General features: G+C 38.6%; 14 protein-coding genes. 10 read left to right on the top strand and 4 right to left on the bottom strand.

Going from position 1 to position 19,864, the window contains the following annotated elements:
- The first annotated feature begins 220 nt into the window (after positions 1-220).
- The 6 genes from addB (at position 221) to ACMGGO_RS19120 (ending at position 11,944) form a co-directional block, all read left to right on the top strand.
- The gene (addB, locus tag ACMGGO_RS19145; RefSeq protein WP_420282134.1) at positions 221-3,730 is read left to right on the top strand and encodes a helicase-exonuclease AddAB subunit AddB; all 3,510 of its coding nucleotides are present in this window, start codon (positions 221-223) and stop codon (positions 3,728-3,730) included.
- Between the two features lies 1 nt (position 3,731).
- On the top strand, positions 3,732-7,448 hold the full coding sequence (addA, locus tag ACMGGO_RS19140) for a helicase-exonuclease AddAB subunit AddA (RefSeq protein ID WP_420282133.1): 3,717 nt from the start codon (positions 3,732-3,734) through the stop codon (positions 7,446-7,448).
- 82 nt (positions 7,449-7,530) lie between these two features.
- Positions 7,531-8,697 (top strand): DUF418 domain-containing protein, encoded by a 1,167-nt coding sequence (locus ACMGGO_RS19135; RefSeq protein WP_420282132.1) that lies wholly within the window; start codon positions 7,531-7,533, stop codon positions 8,695-8,697.
- Positions 8,698-8,821: 124 nt separating this feature from the next.
- Entirely contained in the window at positions 8,822-9,724 is a 903-nt protein-coding gene (locus ACMGGO_RS19130) for a fumarylacetoacetate hydrolase family protein (RefSeq protein ID WP_048392038.1), read from the top strand.
- A gap of 200 nt (positions 9,725-9,924) precedes the next feature.
- On the top strand, positions 9,925-10,293 hold the full coding sequence (locus ACMGGO_RS19125) for a YisL family protein (RefSeq protein ID WP_004227486.1): 369 nt from the start codon (positions 9,925-9,927) through the stop codon (positions 10,291-10,293).
- A gap of 184 nt (positions 10,294-10,477) precedes the next feature.
- Positions 10,478-11,944, top strand: coding sequence for an alpha-amylase family glycosyl hydrolase (locus ACMGGO_RS19120; RefSeq protein WP_259951053.1), 1,467 nt, complete (start codon positions 10,478-10,480; stop codon positions 11,942-11,944).
- Between the two features lie 50 nt (positions 11,945-11,994).
- Here ACMGGO_RS19120 and ACMGGO_RS19115 read toward each other — a convergent pair whose 3' ends face one another.
- Positions 11,995-12,852 carry a DegV family protein gene (locus ACMGGO_RS19115; RefSeq protein WP_036076685.1) on the bottom strand — a complete coding sequence of 286 codons (858 nt, stop codon included), beginning with the start codon at positions 12,850-12,852 and terminating at the stop codon, positions 11,995-11,997.
- A 139-nt stretch (positions 12,853-12,991) separates the two neighbouring features.
- Entirely contained in the window at positions 12,992-13,801 is an 810-nt protein-coding gene (locus ACMGGO_RS19110) for a Cof-type HAD-IIB family hydrolase (protein WP_131522075.1), read from the bottom strand.
- A 121-nt stretch (positions 13,802-13,922) separates the two neighbouring features.
- On the opposite strand from ACMGGO_RS19110, the gene ACMGGO_RS19105 reads away from it, so the two are divergent.
- Together ACMGGO_RS19105 and ACMGGO_RS19100 are read left to right on the top strand one after the other, a co-directional pair.
- Positions 13,923-14,687 (top strand): prolyl oligopeptidase family serine peptidase, encoded by a 765-nt coding sequence (locus ACMGGO_RS19105; protein ID WP_066036275.1) that lies wholly within the window; start codon positions 13,923-13,925, stop codon positions 14,685-14,687.
- Between the two features lie 53 nt (positions 14,688-14,740).
- Positions 14,741-15,049 carry a metal-sulfur cluster assembly factor gene (locus ACMGGO_RS19100; RefSeq protein WP_004227477.1) on the top strand — a complete coding sequence of 103 codons (309 nt, stop codon included), beginning with the start codon at positions 14,741-14,743 and terminating at the stop codon, positions 15,047-15,049.
- A gap of 60 nt (positions 15,050-15,109) precedes the next feature.
- Here ACMGGO_RS19100 and ACMGGO_RS19095 read toward each other — a convergent pair whose 3' ends face one another.
- A complete protein-coding gene (locus ACMGGO_RS19095; protein WP_048392033.1) occupies positions 15,110-15,796 on the bottom strand; it encodes a Crp/Fnr family transcriptional regulator in 687 nt (228 codons plus the stop codon).
- Between the two features lie 266 nt (positions 15,797-16,062).
- Here ACMGGO_RS19095 and ACMGGO_RS19090 point away from each other — a divergent pair, with 266 nt between their 5' ends.
- Positions 16,063-18,189, top strand: a complete 2,127-nt coding sequence (locus tag ACMGGO_RS19090; RefSeq protein WP_131522073.1) for an ATP-dependent Clp protease ATP-binding subunit — start codon at positions 16,063-16,065, stop codon at positions 18,187-18,189.
- 49 nt (positions 18,190-18,238) lie between these two features.
- On the opposite strand, the gene ACMGGO_RS19085 is transcribed toward ACMGGO_RS19090, so the two are convergent.
- Positions 18,239-18,433, bottom strand: a complete 195-nt coding sequence (locus tag ACMGGO_RS19085) for a YjzD family protein (protein ID WP_004227469.1) — start codon at positions 18,431-18,433, stop codon at positions 18,239-18,241.
- 465 nt (positions 18,434-18,898) lie between these two features.
- On the opposite strand from ACMGGO_RS19085, the gene ACMGGO_RS19080 reads away from it, so the two are divergent.
- Positions 18,899-19,837 carry a beta-ketoacyl-ACP synthase III gene (locus tag ACMGGO_RS19080; protein WP_048392032.1) on the top strand — a complete coding sequence of 313 codons (939 nt, stop codon included), beginning with the start codon at positions 18,899-18,901 and terminating at the stop codon, positions 19,835-19,837.
- Positions 19,838-19,864 lie beyond the last annotated feature (27 nt).

Here is a 19,864-nt window from a genome sequence, read left to right as displayed (position 1 = left end):
TTTTTTCGATAGAATTTAAGATAGATGATTTATGTTGTTTTTAGTAGGCTGGGAAAACTGCTCCACCATAGATGAGAAGCGATCAATAGTCTGGAGAAGCCGCTCCAAAATAGATGAGAAGTAATCAATTCAGTGAAAGAATCGCTCAAATAAAAGTACAAATTTTTATTTCATTAAAAGAGACACCCGCAACAGCAAGTTAATGAGGAGGGGAAAGTAAATGACATTGCGTATTGTTTCAGGACGTTCGGGAACAGGGAAATCAGCATTTATTCATCAGGAAATTGTTGAGCAATTAAAGACAGATCCATTGGGACATCCAATTTTCATTATAGTGCCTGACCAAATGTCTTATTCTACGGAATATGAGCTGACAAATAAGCATGGTTTACAAGGCTTGATTCGAGCACAGGTGATGACGTTTAAACGTTTAGCATGGTTGGTTTTACAGGAAACAGGAGGTATTGCTCGTAAAGAAGTGAATGGCTATGGCTATCGAATGCTTATACGTAAACTTTTGGAGGAACAAAAAAGCGAGTTTTCCTTATTTCGACAAGCAGCAGGAAAACGTGGCTTTACGGAGGAAATTGAAACCCTTTTAAGAGAATTTAGTCGCTATAGCGTCAATAGCTCAGTCTTGGCAGAGGTAACGGAATCGTTAAAGGCAATAGATGCACCTAATACATTGCAGGCGAAAGCGAATGATTTACATGTCGTTTTGCAGGCATTGGAGGAACGACTTGGTACGACCTATGTTGACAGCGAGGGCTATTATCCGATTTTAACGGAGCAACTGAAGTATGCAGAAACGATGAAGCAAGCGACCATCTATATTGATGGTTTCACCGCTTTCACTGTGCGAGAGTTAGAACTGGTTCGTGAATTGTTAAAGGTAACGAAGCAAGTAACTGTCGTCCTTCCATTTGATCATATGGATGAAGCCTTTGATGAACAAGCTTTATTCCATGAAGCAGCGTTAACGAATCAACGTCTTCATGATATAGCAAAAGAAGAGGGCATTGATGTTGAATTACCATTACATTTTTATAAGACTCAAAGATTTCATTCTAAAGATTTACAGCATGTGGAGGCAAAGTTTGCTGTTTTGGAGCCCCAAACGATAAAAACTTCAGGAGATGTAACCGTGCTTGAAGCATCAAATCGTCGAGCAGAGATACATGCGATTGCCCGGGAAATAACAAAACTGACAAGAGAAGACGGTTTTCGCTATCAGGATATCGTACTTTTGTATAGACAAGCAGATCTCTACGATCCACTTATTACAAGTATTTTCCAACAATATGAAATTCCTATTTTTACAAATACAAAAAAGACAATGCTACATCATCCATTAATAGAGCTAAGTCGTTCAGCCTTGGAGGTTATGACCTCGAATTGGAAATATGAGCCAGTTTTTCGTAGTGTCAAAACCGATTTGTTTTTCCCATTACAAGCGGAGCTAACAATTTGGCGTGAGCGAGCAGATCGATTAGAAAATTATTGCTTGGCACAAGGCATCTATGGTGAACGATGGTTTGAGGAGGCACGTTGGTTTTATAAAAAATATCGAGGTCTAGAATTCCATTCGCGTGTACAAACAGATGAGGAGCGTGCAATGCAGGCAGAAATCGAGGCCATTCGAGATGAAATTCGCCAACCTCTAAAACTTTTACAAGACAAGCTTGATAGCGCCAAAAATGGCAGGGATATTGCAACTGCTTTATTTGAACTTATAGAGTCATTACAGGTATATGATAAACTGCAAGCCATGAAAGATCGTGAGCTAGAGCGAGGTGACGCATTAGCTGCAAGTGAACATGAACAAGCTTGGAATGAATGGATTGCTGTTCTTGACCAATTCGTTTATATGTTTGGAGAGCAGGATATGTCTGTAGAGCAAGCAGCCAAAATTCTTGATGAAGGCTTTGATACATTAGAATTTTCAAGAATTCCGCCAACCCTTGATGAAGTAATGGTGGCTACTGTTGATTTAGCTCGTTTATCCAATATCAAAGTCGCTTTTGTAATAGGAATGAATGATGGTGTTTATCCAACTCGGATGGAGTATGAGGGCTTGTTGTCAGATATCGAACGTGAATGGTTTAGTCAAATTGGCTATGAGCTTGCTCCTACCTCTACTAATCGTTTATTACAGGAAAATTTCTTGTTCTATCGCGCTATTACAACGCCATCTAACAAATTATATATGACTTATCCTACGGCGGATGAGGAAGGCAAGGCACTTCTAGCCTCACTTTATATTAAGAAAATAATAGGAAATGACAAAAAGGCTGGCTTATTAAGTGGTGTTTCGATAGAACGAGTGGTAGTCGATCCGATTGAATTACTAGATGGGGATGTTTTACCATATTTACGCCATCCAAGGACTGCATTGGCACATCTAATGGTACAGCTACGTCAAGCTGAACATAGCCGTGAACTAGCGCCAGAATGGCTAGCTTTACAAAGATTTTATAAACAAGATCCGTATTGGGCACTCATTTTCGACCGCGTACTTTATCCAATTACCCATAAAAATGAGGCTGAGCCACTTGAAACCTATATTACACAGGAATTATATGGTCAGAAGCTAACATCCAGTGTGTCGCGAATTGAGAAATACTTCAGATGTCCTTTTTCTCATTTCACTACGTATGGCCTACGTCTTGAAGAACGAGCTGAGTATCGGCTAGAAACGTTTGCAATGGGTGACTTATTCCATGAGGCATTAAAGTGGATTACAGAGGAAACACATCGTCAGCAATTATCTTGGATTCGTTTAACAACAAAGCAAATTAAACAATTAGCACGTCAAGCAGTAGAACAAATTGTTCCAGTTTTTTCCCATCAAATCCTATTATCCAGTGCCCGCTATCGCTATATTCAGCGTAAGCTAATTCGAATTGTTGAGCGTACAATGACAGCACTGACACAGCATGCAAATGTATCACACTTCAAACCAATTGCAATTGAGGCGTCGTTTGGTCCTGGACAACATGAACAGCTACCACCATTAGAGATTGATTTGACTGGTGGTAAGAAAATGTTTATGCGTGGACGTATTGATAGAGTGGATAGTGCAACGATAGATGACCGCTCTTATTTGCGGATTGTCGACTATAAATCCTCAGCTCGTGACCTTGATTTAAATGAGGTTTATTACGGATTATCCTTACAGGTCCTAACGTATTTAGATGTGGCAATGGAAAATAGTTCTTACTGGCTCTCAGGTGAAGCAGAGCCAGCAGGGGTACTGTATGTCCATGTTCATAATCCGATGCTGAAGCTGGATAAAGATTTGACGGACAGTGAAATAGAAGAGGATCGTTTAAAGCAGTATAAAATGAAAGGTTTGCTATCTGAAAATGCTGAAGCGATTTTATCAATGGACGAACAATTAGAAGAAAGTAGTGGACATTCAAAAATCATTCCTGTCTATATGAAAAAAGATGGAACACCGTCAGAATCACAATCGCGTATAGTTCCTGTCAATGATATGAAAAAGTTGCAGCATTTTGTTCGTCGTAAACATCAGGAGGCAGGGAATGGTATCTTATCTGGTGATACGGCCATTAGCCCCTATAAATTAAAAGCTAAAACGGCATGTGATTATTGTCAATTTGCTGCGGTTTGCCAATTTGATCCATCAGATGGTAAACAAAGCTATCGTCAATTAATGCAAGCAAAGCCGAATGATATTGTCGATAAAATTCGGAAGGAGATAGAATAGCATGGTACAAACAATTCCTGTTAAGCCAGTAGATGTCACATGGACAGACGATCAGTGGAAGGCCATTTATGCTAGCGGTCAAGATACGCTTGTTTCGGCTGCAGCAGGGTCTGGGAAAACAGCGGTTCTGATCAATCGTATGATTGAAAAAGTCATTGCTACTGAAAACCCGATCAATGTAGATGAACTATTGGTAGTGACCTTTACAAATGCCTCAGCTGCTGAAATGCGCCATCGTATGTCTGAGGCATTAGAAAAGGCGATAGCAGAAAATCCAACATCTAATCATTTAAGACGGCAGCTAAGTCTTGTGAATAAAGCACAAATTTCTACGCTACATTCATTCTGTTTAGCAATTGTGAAGCAATATGCGTACTTACTTGATATAGACCCAGGCTTCCGTATTGCCAATGAAGCAGAAATAGCATTATTGCGAGATGATGTTTTAGCAGAAGTTTTAGAAGATGCCTACGATGCGGAGAATGAGGCTCACGTACAAGCCATCTATCGTCTTGTCGATAGCTTTACCTCAGATCGTGATGATCAAGCCATCGAAACGCTGATTAGTAAACTTTATGATACGTCTCGTGTCCATGCTGAGCCTCAAAAATGGCTTTGGAGCCTGCCGAAAGCTTATGAATTAGCTGAGGAAGTGACAATCGATGATTTAGAGCTATCTCAATACGTCAAATTAACCGTACGTCATATCCTGGAAGAGGCGTTTATGCTAATTTCTGAAATGCGCACAATTACATTACAGCCAGATGGACCTGCACCCTATGCAGAAACGGCAGAGGTAGATTTTGCTATGATTCAGGAAGGGATACGCATTAGTCAAAGTGGGACATGGCAGGAGCTATTTGATTATTTTGCAACGGTTAAATGGTCTACCTTAAAGCGGGTATCGAAGGATGCACTAGTTAATGTAGAGCTACAGGAGCTTGCGAAGAAAAAACGAGAAGCAGCCAAAAAAATGATGAATAAAATCAAGGAGACGTATTTTGTTCGTACGCCTGCACGGCTACTTGAGGAAATAAGGTTAATGGCACCGACCATTGCTACGCTAGTTGAATTGACCACTACATTTAGTGAACAATTTCGACTAGCCAAGTTAGAACGGGGAATCATTGACTTTTCAGATTTAGAGCATTATGCACTTCAAATTTTAACGGTAGAGATAGATGGTGCACTTCATCCATCACCGGTTGCACTAGATATGAAAAAGCGTTTTAAAGAAGTACTTGTGGATGAATATCAAGATACCAATATGCTACAGGAAACCATCTTACAGCTTGTCAAAACGGGTGAAGAACAAGACGGCAACCTTTTTATGGTTGGGGATGTTAAACAAAGTATATACCGTTTCCGATTAGCTGAGCCAAAGCTTTTTATGAGAAAATATAGTGAATACTTGGAGTCACCTGATGTAACGGGGATGCGAATTGATTTAAACGCTAACTTCCGAAGTCGAAAAGAAGTATTAAATGCTACAAACTATGTTTTTGCACAAATTATGGGTGAGCGTGTCGGTGAGATTTCGTATGATGACAATGCGTCACTAAAGCCTGCTGCGCCCTATGATGATAAAGAAATACCTGTTGAGCTGGTCGTATTGCATCCACCACAGGAAGAGGAAACACCAGAAGAACTGGAAGAACTAAGCAATGAGGCAACGGAGCTAGAGGAATTAAAAAAATCACAATACGAGGCACGATTTATTATCGATCGTATACGTCAAATGATGGAAGATGGAACAACCGTATACGATACGAAAACAAAAACAGAGCGACCATTAAAGTATAGTGATATTGTGATTTTAATGCGCTCGATGACATGGTCAACAGACTTAGTAGAGGAATTTAAGCTGGCAGGGATTCCACTCTATGCAGAATCATCTAAAGGTTATTTTGACGCACTCGAAGTAATGATTATGTTAAATGTCCTGAAGGTAGTCGATAATCCCTATCAGGATATCCCCTTAGCCTCTGTACTGCGCGCACCGTTTGTTGGTTTAACGGAAAATGAGCTGGCGAAAATTCGTTTAGCCGATCAAAAGGTACCTTTTTATGATGCTTTACGACAATTTATTCGTAGTGAAGGACATGGTGTGCAAACCACTACATTTGAGAAGTTGCAACGCTTTATGCTAGCCTTTGAAAATTGGCGTGATTTAGCACGTCGTGGATCATTATCAGATTTAATTTGGAAAATTTATTTAGATACACATTATTATGAAATGGTTGGGGCAATGCCGAATGGCAAACAGCGTCAAGCAAATCTACGCGTATTACATGATCGTGCATTAATGTATGAAAAAACAGCATTTCGTGGGCTATTCCGTTTTTTACGCTTTATTGATCGTATGCGTACGCGTGGCGATGATTTAGGTACTGCCAAATCAATTGGCGAAAAGGATGATGTAGTACGTCTGGTAACAATACACTCTTCCAAGGGTTTAGAATATCCAGTAGTTTTTGTGGCAGGAATGGGACGTCCGTTTAATAAAATGGATTTTCATCAGCCCTATTTGTTTGATCAAGATTTTGGACTAGCTGTTAAGGCCATTGATCCCGAAAATCGTATCACCTATACATCGTTACCGTTTTTAGCATTGAAGGAGAAAAAAGAACTGGAGATGCGTGCAGAAGAAATGCGTGTCTTATACGTTGCGATGACTCGTGCGAAGGAGCGTTTGATTTTAGTAGGCTCAGTGAAGAACTGGGAGAAAACACGCGACAACTGGCAGGACGCACAAAGTTTACCAATGGATGCACCGCTTCAAGAATATTTACGTGCAAGAGCTAACAGCTATTTGGACTGGGTTGGCCCAGCAGTAGCAAGACATGCAGATTTTGCAGTAGTAGCAAGCACATCTTATAAAGAAGTGGAGGATCAATCACATTGGTGGGTTCAAGTCATCAATACAAAGCATTATTCATATGAGATAGAGGCGATGGGCGATGAAGTACAGCAAGTGCTTGCGATGCAAGAGGATGAGGACTTGCTGGCTGAAATCACTACCCGCTTTCAAGCGCAGTATGTCTATCAAAAATCTACAAGAAAGCGCTCCAAAACATCTGTTAGTGAAATAAAGCGATTAGAAAATTTACAGCGCCAGGAGGAACCTGAATTTTATTTTGCCTCTCCTATCACGCAAAAGGCTTCGTCCATTGCACCTCGACCCGCTTTTTTACAGGAGCAACAGCTAACTGGTGCTGAAATTGGTACAGCTGTGCACACAGTGATGCAGCATGTTCCTCAATATGGCTTTAGTCATATCGATGCTGTAAGGGACTTTGTGGAGGATTTAGTGGCAAGACAGCTTTTAACAGAGGCGGAGGGCAAAGTAGTTCCGCAAGCGAAAATTTATCGTTTTTTTGAGACAGAAATAGGGCAACGCTTTCAACGCGCGAGGCAGATACGTAGAGAAATGCCGTTTACAATTAGTAGAATCGATGAAGATGGTGATGCTCAAATTGTGCAAGGGATCATTGACTGCCTATTTGAGGATGAATACGGTAATTGGGTCTTGTTGGATTATAAAACGGATCGTATACAATCTCATTTTGCGCAGGAGCCAGCCTTGTCAAAGGAAATACTAGGTCGTTATGCCGTACAGCTTCGTGTTTATAGCGAAGCCATTGAATCCATCTTACACATCAAGGTGAACGATAAAGTATTATTTTTATTCGATAATGAACAGATCATACACGCATAAAGAACTTGTTACGGGCAAAGTGGGGCAAAGTTTTTTCTTGCCCTGCTTTCACCATAGCTGTTAGTCAAGAGGAGGCTATTTTGTGGAGTTAAAACCAACAATGTTGCAAGAACGAATAGCAACATTAGATATTTTACGAGGTATTAGTTTAGTAGGTATCTTATTAGTAAATATGTATACCTTTTATTTGCCAATGCCGCATATTGATTTGGCATCATGGTTTACAACCCCATCAGATATTGTTTGGCAGAAAAATATAGATATTTATGTGCAAGGCAGCTTTTACCCGCTTTTTGCCATGCTATTTGGTTATGGGCTAGCCATGCAGTGGCAAAAGGCTCAAAGTCGTCAACAAAACTTTTATACGCTGGGGCTTCGTAGACTGTCCAACCTGTTTGCTTTTGGTTTTATCCATGCTGTGCTAATTTGGTGGGGCGACATATTAATGATGTATGCATTTTGTGGCGTTTTCTTAGTGCTTTTACTACGATTGAGTCCCATCTGGTTATTAGCGAGTGCTTTGATTATTAATGGCTTGATGCAAGCTTTTATGCTCTTTGTAGTAGGGATTGTAAATTTTAATACAAAAGTAGATGATTACTTAGATATCGTTTCAGTAGAGAAGGCCATCACGGCTTATGGGACAGGAAACTGGGTAGATGCCTTTTTGCAACGCTTAACAGATTTATCAACGCAGGCAGGCATCGAGATGTGGTTTGTCGCACTGTTCACGATTTTACCGTATATGTTAATAGGGGCCGCTGCCTCTAAATGGCATTTAGTAGAACGGGCTAAAGAATTGAAGTGGCTCTGGCTGACGTTTGCAATTGCTGGATTGGTCATCGGTATTGGTATAAAAAGCTTATCTATTATGTTTACAAGAACATATTTACTAGATTATTTAAAGGTATACATAGGGGGCCCAGTTCTATCGGTGGGCTATATTGGGGTCATTGTGTTACTTTGCTTAGTGCCAATAATGCCAAAACTACTTAGTCCTTTTGCTAAAATCGGACGCATGTCATTAACGATGTATATTCTTCAATCTATTATAGGTACTTGTTTATTCTACCAATTTGGCTTTGGCTGGTATGGTAAAGTAAGTGTAGAAACAGGGGTATTAATTGCTGTCGGCATTATTGTTGTGCAAATGATCATAGCAGAAATCTGGTTATCTAAGTGGAAACAAGGACCGTTAGAAACAATATGGCGTAAATTAACATATAAGCAAAAAGTAGAAGTGCGTTAATATATTCCTCTTCACATGCATATTTTATGAAGATATAACAACTTATAAAAATGTTGTCGCAAAAATGAGGTAATTTCTATCATATTGTTGTATTATGTAGAAAAAAGAAGGAGCTCTTTCAATCATGAAAATTTTATCATTCAAATTAGGTGGACATGTAAGCTTTGGACCAAAAGTAAAAAAAGAAGAAGCGGTATGGGATGTACTCGCTATTCAAAGTGAACTTCAAGTTCTCCCTTCTTTTTCAAGTTCAATCGTGGATGGCATTGCTTTAGGCTTTGATTTTGTGGAACAGATTCGTAAATTAGTAGAAGCAGCAGAAAAATCAGATAATGCTAATAGTTTTAAACGTGAATTTACAGAGATCGAATGGCTTTCACCAATTCCACGTACACCTAAAAATATTATGTGTATTGGTAAAAACTATGATGAACATGCAAAGGAAATGGGTGCAGAGGCAGCACCAACGGATTTAATGGTATTCACAAAATCACCAACTGCAATTGCTGCAGATGGACAAACAATTTCCATACATGCAGATCTTTCTTCAAAAATGGATTATGAAGGTGAGCTAGCTATCGTTATTGGTAAACGAGGCAAAAACATTCCTAAAAACTTAGCGTTTGATTATGTATTTGGTTATACTATTGCCAATGATGTAACAGCTCGTGATTTACAAGAGAAACATAAACAATTCTTCTTGGGTAAAAGCTTGGACGGTACTTGCCCTCTTGGACCATACCTTGTGACAAAGGATGAGATCCCAAATCCACAAGACTTAACAGTAGTGACAAAGGTCAATGATGAAGTACGTCAAAATGGCTCTACGAAAGATATGATGTTCTCTGTTGAAACGTTAGTATCCATCCTATCTCAGCATGTAACATTAGAGCCAGGAGATGTGATTTTAACAGGTACGCCAGCTGGTGTTGGCAAAGGGATGAACCCGCCACAATTCTTAAAAGCTGGAGATACAGTAAAAGTGTCTATTCAAGGAATTGGTACTTTAGTCAACCATTTTGAATAATGATGATATCAATCCGCGTGAGTCTATACTCCGCGGATTTTTTACTGCTTTAAGGCATAGTAACAGATGTAAAAACTATGAAATGCAAGGATTCCAAGTTTTAAATGATGTAAATTATGTGAACACTATTGTAATATTTGAAACCCTTTCCATCGCATGGTAGGATAGAGTTTGATAGAAAAAGAATGAGGGGGACAAACATGAGTTTTTTAACTAGCCAAACGCATTTGCATATTACTACGTGGGTAGTAGGTATTGTCATCTTTTTAATTGCGGCACTAATGGGCAAGCAATCAAAAGGCTTACATATGACATTACGTCTGTTTTATGTACTAATAATCATCACAGGTGGGGCATTATTTATCGAGGCAATGGACTATGGTAAAGGTATGCTTTACGGATTTAAGTTCTTAGGTGGCATACTTGTAATTGGCATGATGGAAATGGTCTTAGTGCGTCAAAAGAAAAATAAACCAACAGCTATGTTTTGGATTTTATTTGCAGTATTCCTATTAATCACTTTGTTCCTAGGATTTAAACTGCCAATGGGTCAAGATTTCTTAGCATAATGATTTAAAAGTCGTGAAGTAGTTGCTTCACGGCTTTTATTTTGTAAACGAAAACGGAAGACGGAATTGACACCTTTTTGTCGTAATTCATTTCGCTTTTACGCAAAATCTTTGGAAAAGATAGCGACGTGACAGAGTTATTTGGTAAAATGACGTTGATTGGTTTGAAAGAGAGGGAATAACAGTGAAATTTAAGAAGTGGATAAGTGCGACGGCTGCATCACTTTTATTAGCAACTTCATTAGTAAGTACTATACCAGTAGCACATGCGGATGAATCAGCGACTAGAACAATAGCAGAAGAAAGCATCTATGATTTACTCGTTGACCGTTTCTTTAATGGCTCGGGCACAAACGATTTTGATACAAATACGCAGGACCCTTCGAAATTTGCGGGGGGCGATTTTACAGGTTTACAGGATAAACTGAAATTTATCGGTGAGATGGGCTATACAATTGTTTCCATTGGGCCTATTTTTTCTACAGAGAAGTATGATGGATCAATGCCCACAAGTTATACTACAATAGAACGTCATTTTGGAACAACGGAAGAATTCCAAAGTACTGTAGAGGCCTACAAAGCTAAAAATATGTCCATTATGGTGGATTTTCCACTTACAAATGTGAGTCCAAATCATGAGTGGGCAAAGGATGCATCGAAAGCGGATTGGATTGCATCTACCAATAATGGACAAGTACAGTGGGATTTATCGAATAAGGATGTGCAAGAAGCACTTATTCAAGCAGTAACTGAATTTGTTTCTACATATGACATCGGTGGCATTCGTTTAACAAATATCGCAGGGGCTGATACAGCGTTTATCAATGCAGTAATAGCTGCATTAAAAGAGACAAAAACATCACTTTATGTGATAGCAAATGAAGAAAGCGATGCTGACTTTGATGCAACTTTCTCACCTGTAACGGCAGATATCTATCGTAATATATTTAAAAACGTGGATATGGATTCTTCTAAATTAATGGAACCCTTCACAGGAGAAAAACCGACACAAATTATGGTGGATTCACTTGAAACCCATCGTTTTACATTTGACTCTGCTAATGAAAATATGTTCCCACCTACCCGCTTAAAAATGGCGATGGGTGCTTTATTTATGCTACCAGGAATTCCTGTCGTACAATACGGGACAGAAATTGCTATGAATGGGGAAGCAAAACCAGATACACACCAGCTTTATAACTTTAAAACAGACGAAGAACTGATTGATTATATTAAAAATGTTCAATCTTTACGTAATCAATCAGCTACTTTACGTAATGGTGATTTTGAAGTCATTACAAATGAAAATGGCCTTCTTGTCTTTACACGTTCTTCTGACGAAGAAAAGTGGGTAATCATGGTTAATAATACTGGTAAAACACAACGCGTCGACTTAACACCTGAACAACTTGGTGAAGGGAAAATGCTGAACGGTATTTTACATGAGGAAAAAGTTCGCATAAATGAAAAAGAAGTCTATCCTGTTATTTTAGACCGAGAAATGGTTGAAATTTATCAAGTTCGCAATGATGAAGGCTTAAACACTCCTTATATGGTGGCTCTTGGCTTAGTATGGGTGATCTTTATTGGCTTTGTTGTCATCATCATTAAACGAGGGAAAGTTCGTCGTCAGGAGCAAGACGTCCAATAATAATAACACGACAAAAAAGCATGCCAGGAGCCATCCTAGCATGCTTTTTATTAGCCTTCAAAGCTTTTGTTTGTGAAGAAAATTGCAATAGTCCCAGGTCCGACATGTGAGCCGATCGCGGAACCTATCATGGTAATTTGCACAGCTTGAGGTGAAAAACGCTCCTGGATAGAGGCTTTTGCTTCATTCGCAAAGGCAGCGTCGTCACTATGGCTAATACCTACGATTTTATTTGTAAAGCTGCCACCACGCTCCTGCATTAAATCTAACATACGATTAAGTGCTTTTTTTCGACCGCGTGACTTTTCAATCGGTACAAGTTTGCCATCTTCTACATTTAAAATAGGCTTAATACTAAGAAGGCCACCTAAAAATGCACTAGCTTTTGATACACGACCACCTTTTGCAAGGTAATCTAAGTCTTCTACAGTAAATAAATGCTCGACCTGAGGTGCAAGGGTGTTTATTTTAGAGGCCATGTCTTCTAAGGATACTCCTATATTTCGCAGTCGTACAGCTTCTTCAACGACAAGGCCATGTCCTAGTGATGCGCATTTAGAGTCGATAATGACTAGTTTTAAGGAAGGATACTGCTCAAGTACCTGATTGCGAATCATTTGAGCAGTGCTATATGTGCCTGATAATTCTGATGAAAACGCGATATAAATACCTTCTTCATCATTTTTAGCTAGCTCCTCAAAATGCTTCAAAAAGAGCTCAGGTGACACTTGTGATGTTTTTGGCTGAGCACCTTGGCGTATTGCATCATAGATCTCTTTGGAATCAATTGAAATCACATCTTCATATTCTTTGTTGTTCAATTGCACTCGTAAAGGGAGTAGCACGACATCATTTTCTTCATAGTAAGATTTTGGTAGATCACATCCACTATCCGTAAAAATCTTCATTCTCTTGTCCCCCTAATTTCAACTTACTTTTGCTTTTTAACTTTATTCAGTAGATACTCACTTTAGATAAATGGAAGGGGTACCACTGAATAAAGTTAAACTGGTAAAAATGGAATGTTAACTTGAACTTACTACTTAACTATGATAATTTCAAGCGTTCAATGAGTATTTTTGCAATTCCATCATCATTATTCGTTGTCGTAATTTCATTGGCAATGTTTTTAAGACTTGAAATACCGTTCCCCATCGCTACACCAAGTCCAGCATATTCGATCATTTCTAAATCATTGTCTTCATCACCAAATGCGATGATGCGCTCACGAGGAATACCTAAATCTTTTGCCACATGTGCAATACCCACAGCTTTATTTAAGCCGCGACGCACAATTTCAATAATATGAAGTGGCGCGCCCCATCGACGATGCTCAATGACCTCAGCATGCACTGCCTGTAAATGATCACGTATAATTACCGAATTTGCTTCATTTGCCTGAATCAGCAAACTTGTGGGATTTTCCAAGAGATGTGTGTATAAATCGCCAAGTGTAATTCTTGGATTTCCCATATTAAAAATATTTAAAATACGATCGTCTTCTGTGTGGACATAAATATCATCTTTTACCTCAGCGATAATATTTTCGTATTCATAACTGTTAATAGAATCAACGACATCATGTACGACACTTAAATCAATTGGTGTGTGCATATGTTGCCAAGAGACATTTTTAGGATGATGCACATATGCGCCATTAAAATTAACAATGGGTGTAGTGAGCCCAAGTTCATGATAATAAAGATCGCTTGCACGGTATGGACGTCCCGTCGCAATCATCACTTGATGCCCTTGTTCCTTAGCCTGCAATAATGTTTTTTTCGTTTTTGCAGAAATTTGCTGTTGATCTGTTAATAAAGTTCCATCTAAGTCTAATACGATTAAATGCGGTTTCATAGCTCGTTGCCCCTTTCCTATAGTTTGAATAGTATCTCTTTGTCTTACATTCGTCAAAATTTTGTCACAGTGAAAAAAGTTTGCTAACATAAAGATGAGAGAATAGTTGGGAGTGACAATAATGTTTGTAGAAAAAGAAGTGTGGGGAAATATTCCTTTATTACATATACATACAGACAATATGAATGAAGAAACCCCGGTAGTCATTTTTTTGCATGGTTTTATGAGTGCAAAAGAACATAACTTACACTATGCATACCAATTGGTGCATAAAGGGGTGCGTGTCCTATTGCCAGATGCAAAATTTCATGGTGAGCGTAGCGAAGGCCTAACAGAAATGCAAATGAATTTAAATTTTTGGGACATTGTTTTAAATTCTATTCATGAAGTTCAACAATTATATGATGAATTAAAGAATAAAAATTTATTAGCTAGTCATAAAATTGGCATAGGAGGCACTTCAATGGGTGGCATCGTGACATCAGGCTGTCTGAAACTTTATGATTGGATACAAACAGCTGCAATATGCATGGGTGCACCTGGTTTTATAAAATTGGGTGAATACCAATTGCAACAATTTGCTAAAAGCGGAGTTAACTGGCCGATGTCAGAGGAAGACGTAGAAAAAATTAATGAAGCCCTTGCTAAATATGATGTCAGTTTAACACCAGAAAAATTCGCGGGTCGCCCTGTATTCTTTTGGCATGGAGAATTAGATAAAACAGTTCCTTTTCACGAAACGTATAAATTTTATGAAACATTACGGGAATACTATGAAGCAAACCCTGAATATTTAAAGTTCATGGTTAACAAAAGGGCTGGACATGCTGTACCACGTGACGGTATGCTAGCAGCTACAGCATGGCTTGCACAGCATTTGGCATAACAGGGTGCATCTGCTATGATAAGGTTAACACTATGATGGAAGGAGAAATACGAATGGATCAGGATATGAAAGATAGCATGTTAGGTGCTTTAGAAAACGTAATTGATCCTGAGCTTGGCATTGATATTGTCAACTTAGGTTTAGTATATGATGTGGAATTAGATGATGAAGGTGTTGCAACTGTTACGATGACACTAACATCTATGGGCTGTCCACTTGGTCCAGTCATTGTGGATCAAGTGAATACGGCGTTAGGTGAACTTCCAGAAGTGAAAAGTACAAATGTTAATATTGTATGGAATCCGCCTTGGTCGAAAGATAAAATGTCACGCTATGCCAAAATGGCATTGGGCGTACGTTAAAATGGCTTATTTAAAACCCTGCTTATTTTTCAATAAGCAGGGTTTTTGCTTGTAACGAAACTAATCGATACGGCATATTTGTAATGGACAATTTTCACAGGCAATTTCATTTTTTAAAAATTGTAAATCATGAATGGTAATAAATCCTTTATCAAAAGTGATAATCTCATGTTTTTTTAAATCATTCAGCATACGATTAATCATTTCCCGACTTGTCGCACACAGATTTGCAATTTCTGTATTTGTTAGCTGAAAATCAATAAAAATCGAGTCATTTTCTACAGGTTTACCATACGTATTGGACAGCCGAATGAGCGTTGAAAATAGAGCACCTTTTTTACCGTTTAACACTAAATCGCGCAAACGACTCTGATGCTTTAAGTTTTCTGTTTGTAGCCACTTCATGTATTCCACCATAACTGTCGGCTGCTCTTCTAGTAAATGCTCCAAAGATTTACGACTCAAAACATACAACGTAGAGGGTTCTAAAACTTTGGCAGTCATTGAATTATAGACGAGATTACAAAATAACGAACCTTCTCCTATTATGCTGTCAGGGCCACAAATACGAATGGTTAATTCCTTACCCGTCTCGGATTCTTGGCTAATCGAAATAACACCTGATTGGATGTAATAAATTTCTTTTGCCCGTTCACCCTCTAGAAAAATTTTATTTCCTTTATTCACTTTGATAAAAACACCGTGGTTTTGAAAAAGTTCTTTAATTTTTTCAAACATATTATCCATTAAAACCATATCTCCAACACATCGCTTTCTTTTTGTAATAAATGGCGATTATTACAAAAGGATAGTGGATTTCGATACTAAAACATAGAAACATACCATTATTATAACGTAAACTTCCATAATAAGTGAAAAAATTTTAGGACGATTTCTTTGCTAAGCATTGTCGAGTGATGTAAAATAAAGTTAGTCAAAAAAGGTCAAACTTTTTTAATGAATAAGAATGGGTATATAAATAATGAGAAATATGAAAAAAAGGAGTGCTAGCTATGCAATTTCAACAAACAGACAATAAAAAACCATTAGAACAATTTGGGCGCAATTTAATTGAAGAAGTAAAAAACGGCAAGATGGATCCTGTTATCGGGCGTGATGAAGAAATTCGAAATGTAATTCGTATTCTAACACGTAAAACGAAAAATAATCCTGTATTAATCGGTGAACCAGGAGTTGGTAAAACGGCAATTGTGGAAGGTTTAGCACAGCGTATTGTTAAAGGTGATGTACCAGAAGGCTTGAAAGAATGTGTATTATATGAATTAGATATGAGTGCGTTAATCGCTGGTGCAAGTTATCGTGGACAATTTGAAGAACGCTTAAAAGGTGTGCTAAAAGAAGTAAAAGAATCAGAAGGACAAATCATTCTATTTATTGATGAAATTCATACGATCGTAGGTGCAGGAAAAACAGATGGCGCTATGGATGCAGGAAATATGCTAAAACCTATGCTAGCACGTGGTGAATTACACTGTATTGGTGCTACTACCTTAGACGAATATCGTATGTACATTGAAAAGGATCCTGCCTTAGAACGTCGATTCCAGCAAGTACTAGTACGTGAGCCATCTATAGAGGATACGGTATCCATTTTACGTGGTTTAAAGGAACGCTTTGAATTACATCACGCAGTACGTATTCATGACAGAGCAATTGTTGCGGCAGCAGAACTATCCAATCGCTATATTACAGAACGATTTTTACCTGATAAGGCCATTGATTTAATTGATGAGGCTTGTGCAATGATTCGTACAGAAATTGATTCAATGCCACAGGAATTAGACGCAGTCACACGTCGTATTATGCAGCTTGAAATTGAGGAACAGGCATTGCGTAAGGAAAAGGACGAGGCAAGTAAAAAACGTCTGGAGCAATTACGCGAAGAATTAACTAAGTTAAAAGAATCATCTAAGGGCATGCGACAACAATGGGAAGCAGAAAAAGAAAAACTACACGATATTCAGAAAAAACGTGAAACATTGGATAAATATCGTCGTGATCTAGATGAGGCAGAAAGTAAATATGATCTAAATAAAGCTGCTGAATTACGTCATGGTAAAATTCCAACACTTGAAAAAGACATTCAGGTACTTGAAAAGGAATTAGAGAACGGTGCAGAATCTCGTATTTTACGTGAAGAGGTAACAGCAGATGAAATCGCTGCAATTGTTTCACGTTGGACAGGAATCCCTGTAACAAAATTAGTAGAGGGTGAGCGTGAAAAACTATTACGTTTAAAGGATACATTACATGAACGTGTGGTTGGACAAGATACAGCAGTTCAATTAGTGACAGAAGCGGTATGGCGTGCACGTGCAGGTATCAAAGATCCACACCGACCTATTGGTAGCTTTTTATTTTTAGGTCCAACTGGTGTAGGTAAAACAGAACTTACCAAGGCACTTGCTGCACAGTTATTTGATTCAGAAGATCACTTTATTCGGATTGATATGAGTGAATACATGGAGAAACATAGTGTGTCTCGACTTGTTGGGGCTCCTCCAGGCTATGTGGGCTATGAGGAAGGTGGACAACTAACGGAAGCAGTTCGCCGAAATCCTTATTCTGTGGTGCTACTAGACGAGATTGAAAAAGCTCATCCTGATGTGGCGAACATTTTATTGCAAATTTTAGATGATGGGCGCATTACAGATAGTCAGGGACGAATGGTGAATTTTACAAATACAGTAGTCATTTTAACTTCGAATATCGGATCAAGTTATTTAATGGAGGCAAAGGAAAATGATGCGGCTGTGGAGGACTTAGTCATGTCAGCCCTACGACAACATTTTAAACCTGAGCTATTAAACAGAATGGATGATATCATCTTCTTCCATGCATTATCTACTAAACATTTTACTGCGATTGCCTGGAAGTATGTGGAGCAATTGATTAAACGTGTCGCAGAGCAAGAAATTACTTTATCTGTCGAGCAAGAAGTCATTGATTGGGTAGTAGAGCAAGGTGCAGATGCCCAATTTGGAGCAAGACCACTAAAACGCTTTGTACAGCGACATATCGAAACAGCCGTTGCTAAAGAACTATTACGCGGAGAAGTTTTACCAGGGGAGACGTTGCATGTGAAAATGCATGAGGGTCAATGTGTTGTGGAAAAATAACAGAAAAAACCTGTTCGGCATGAAGCTGAACAGGTTTTTTCTAGCTGAATTAATGATGGTCTGCAGCTTCTGGTGTAGGGTCGTTTGGAATGATTGCTCCAATAATAAAGATAAGGATGGAGAATACAACAGAAACGATTGCCCCAGTTTTGAAATCAAATGGTACACCAAGTACAGAGCTGACTACGTAGTTTAACATAGAAACTAGTAGGAATGACCATATGAACGTTACGATATATTGCATTAATTTCACCTCAACCGAACTTTTTTCATCATAAGGTTTTACTCATATTCATTATCATATCATAACATAAATCAAAAAAAAATGAACCATTTATGTGAAACATGGCGATTTTGTCACAACAAATATGAGATTTAGTATTTTATGTTTAGTAATGTAAAGTATTTAGGAACAGCTCTGAAATAGGGGAATGCGCTCCTAAGCGGGTGAAAAGTGATCCAAAAGGGAAGAACACCGCTCATACATGATGCAAGGTGCTTTGAAAAATAATGAACAAGCTCAACAAAGTACGATAGATAAAGCTCTAAACAGAATAACCTCATTCCATAAAATTCTTCACTTCTATATTCAAAGAACACTACCCTCAGCCGCATAAATTTTAAATCATATTGCGTCATTCCTTTTATATGCGTTATAATTATGACCAGTTACTAATAATTGATAGTAAGAAAGCTGAGGGGTTGCTATATGAACGCTGGTATTATAGGAATAGGCAAATATGTTCCTGAGAAGGTCGTTACAAATTTTGATTTGGAAAAAATCATGGATACTTCTGATGAATGGATTCGTACTCGAACAGGCATTGAAGAACGTCATTTTGCGGCAGATGATCAGGAAACTTCAGATTTGGCAGTAGCTGCTGCAAAAGAAGCTATTGCAAATGCGGGTATTACGCCTGAGGAAATTGGTTTAATTCTTGTAGCAACTGTCACACAGGATCAAACTTTTCCAAGTGTAGCTTGTATGATTCAGGAACAAATCGGAGCAGTAAATGCTGCAGCAATGGATCAAGCAGCAGCATGTGCAGGATTTATATATAGTTTAGTGACAGCAAAGCACTTTGTTGAGGCAAATGCTTATAAATATGTCTTAGTAGTAGGTGTTGAAAAGCTGTCTAAAGTCGTTGATTGGGAAGATCGCAATACAGCTGTATTATTTGGCGATGGTGCCAGTGCAGCTATCATTGGGCAAGTCTCTGAAGGTAGAGGTATTCTATCCTTTGAACTTGGTGCAGATGGTACAGGCGGAAAGAATCTTTATTTAACGAAGCAAGATACAATTGCGATGAATGGTCGTGAAGTGTTTAAATTTGCTGTTCGACAAATGGGTGAATCGGCTGTTAATGTATTAGAGAAAGCGGGATTAACAAAAGAAGACGTTGATTTCCTAGTGCCACATCAGGCAAATATACGTATTATGGAATCTGCACGTGAGCGTTTAGAGCTACCACCAGAAAAAATGTCAAAAACGATTCATAAATACGGAAATACTTCAGCAGCATCTATTGGTATTTCCTTGGTAGATGAGCTCGAAGCAGGTAAGATTAAAGAGGATGATTTATTAGTCCTTGTAGGTTTTGGTGGCGGCTTAACATGGGGTGCCGTAGCCATGAGATGGGGAAAATAAGTAGGAAAAATGCTTGAGGGGAGTAAG

The organism is Lysinibacillus sp. BNK-21 (genome assembly GCF_048684915.1).
Classification (GTDB): Bacteria; Bacillota; Bacilli; order Bacillales_A; family Planococcaceae; genus Lysinibacillus; species Lysinibacillus capsici.
This window is presented reverse-complemented; position numbering and strand designations above follow the sequence as displayed.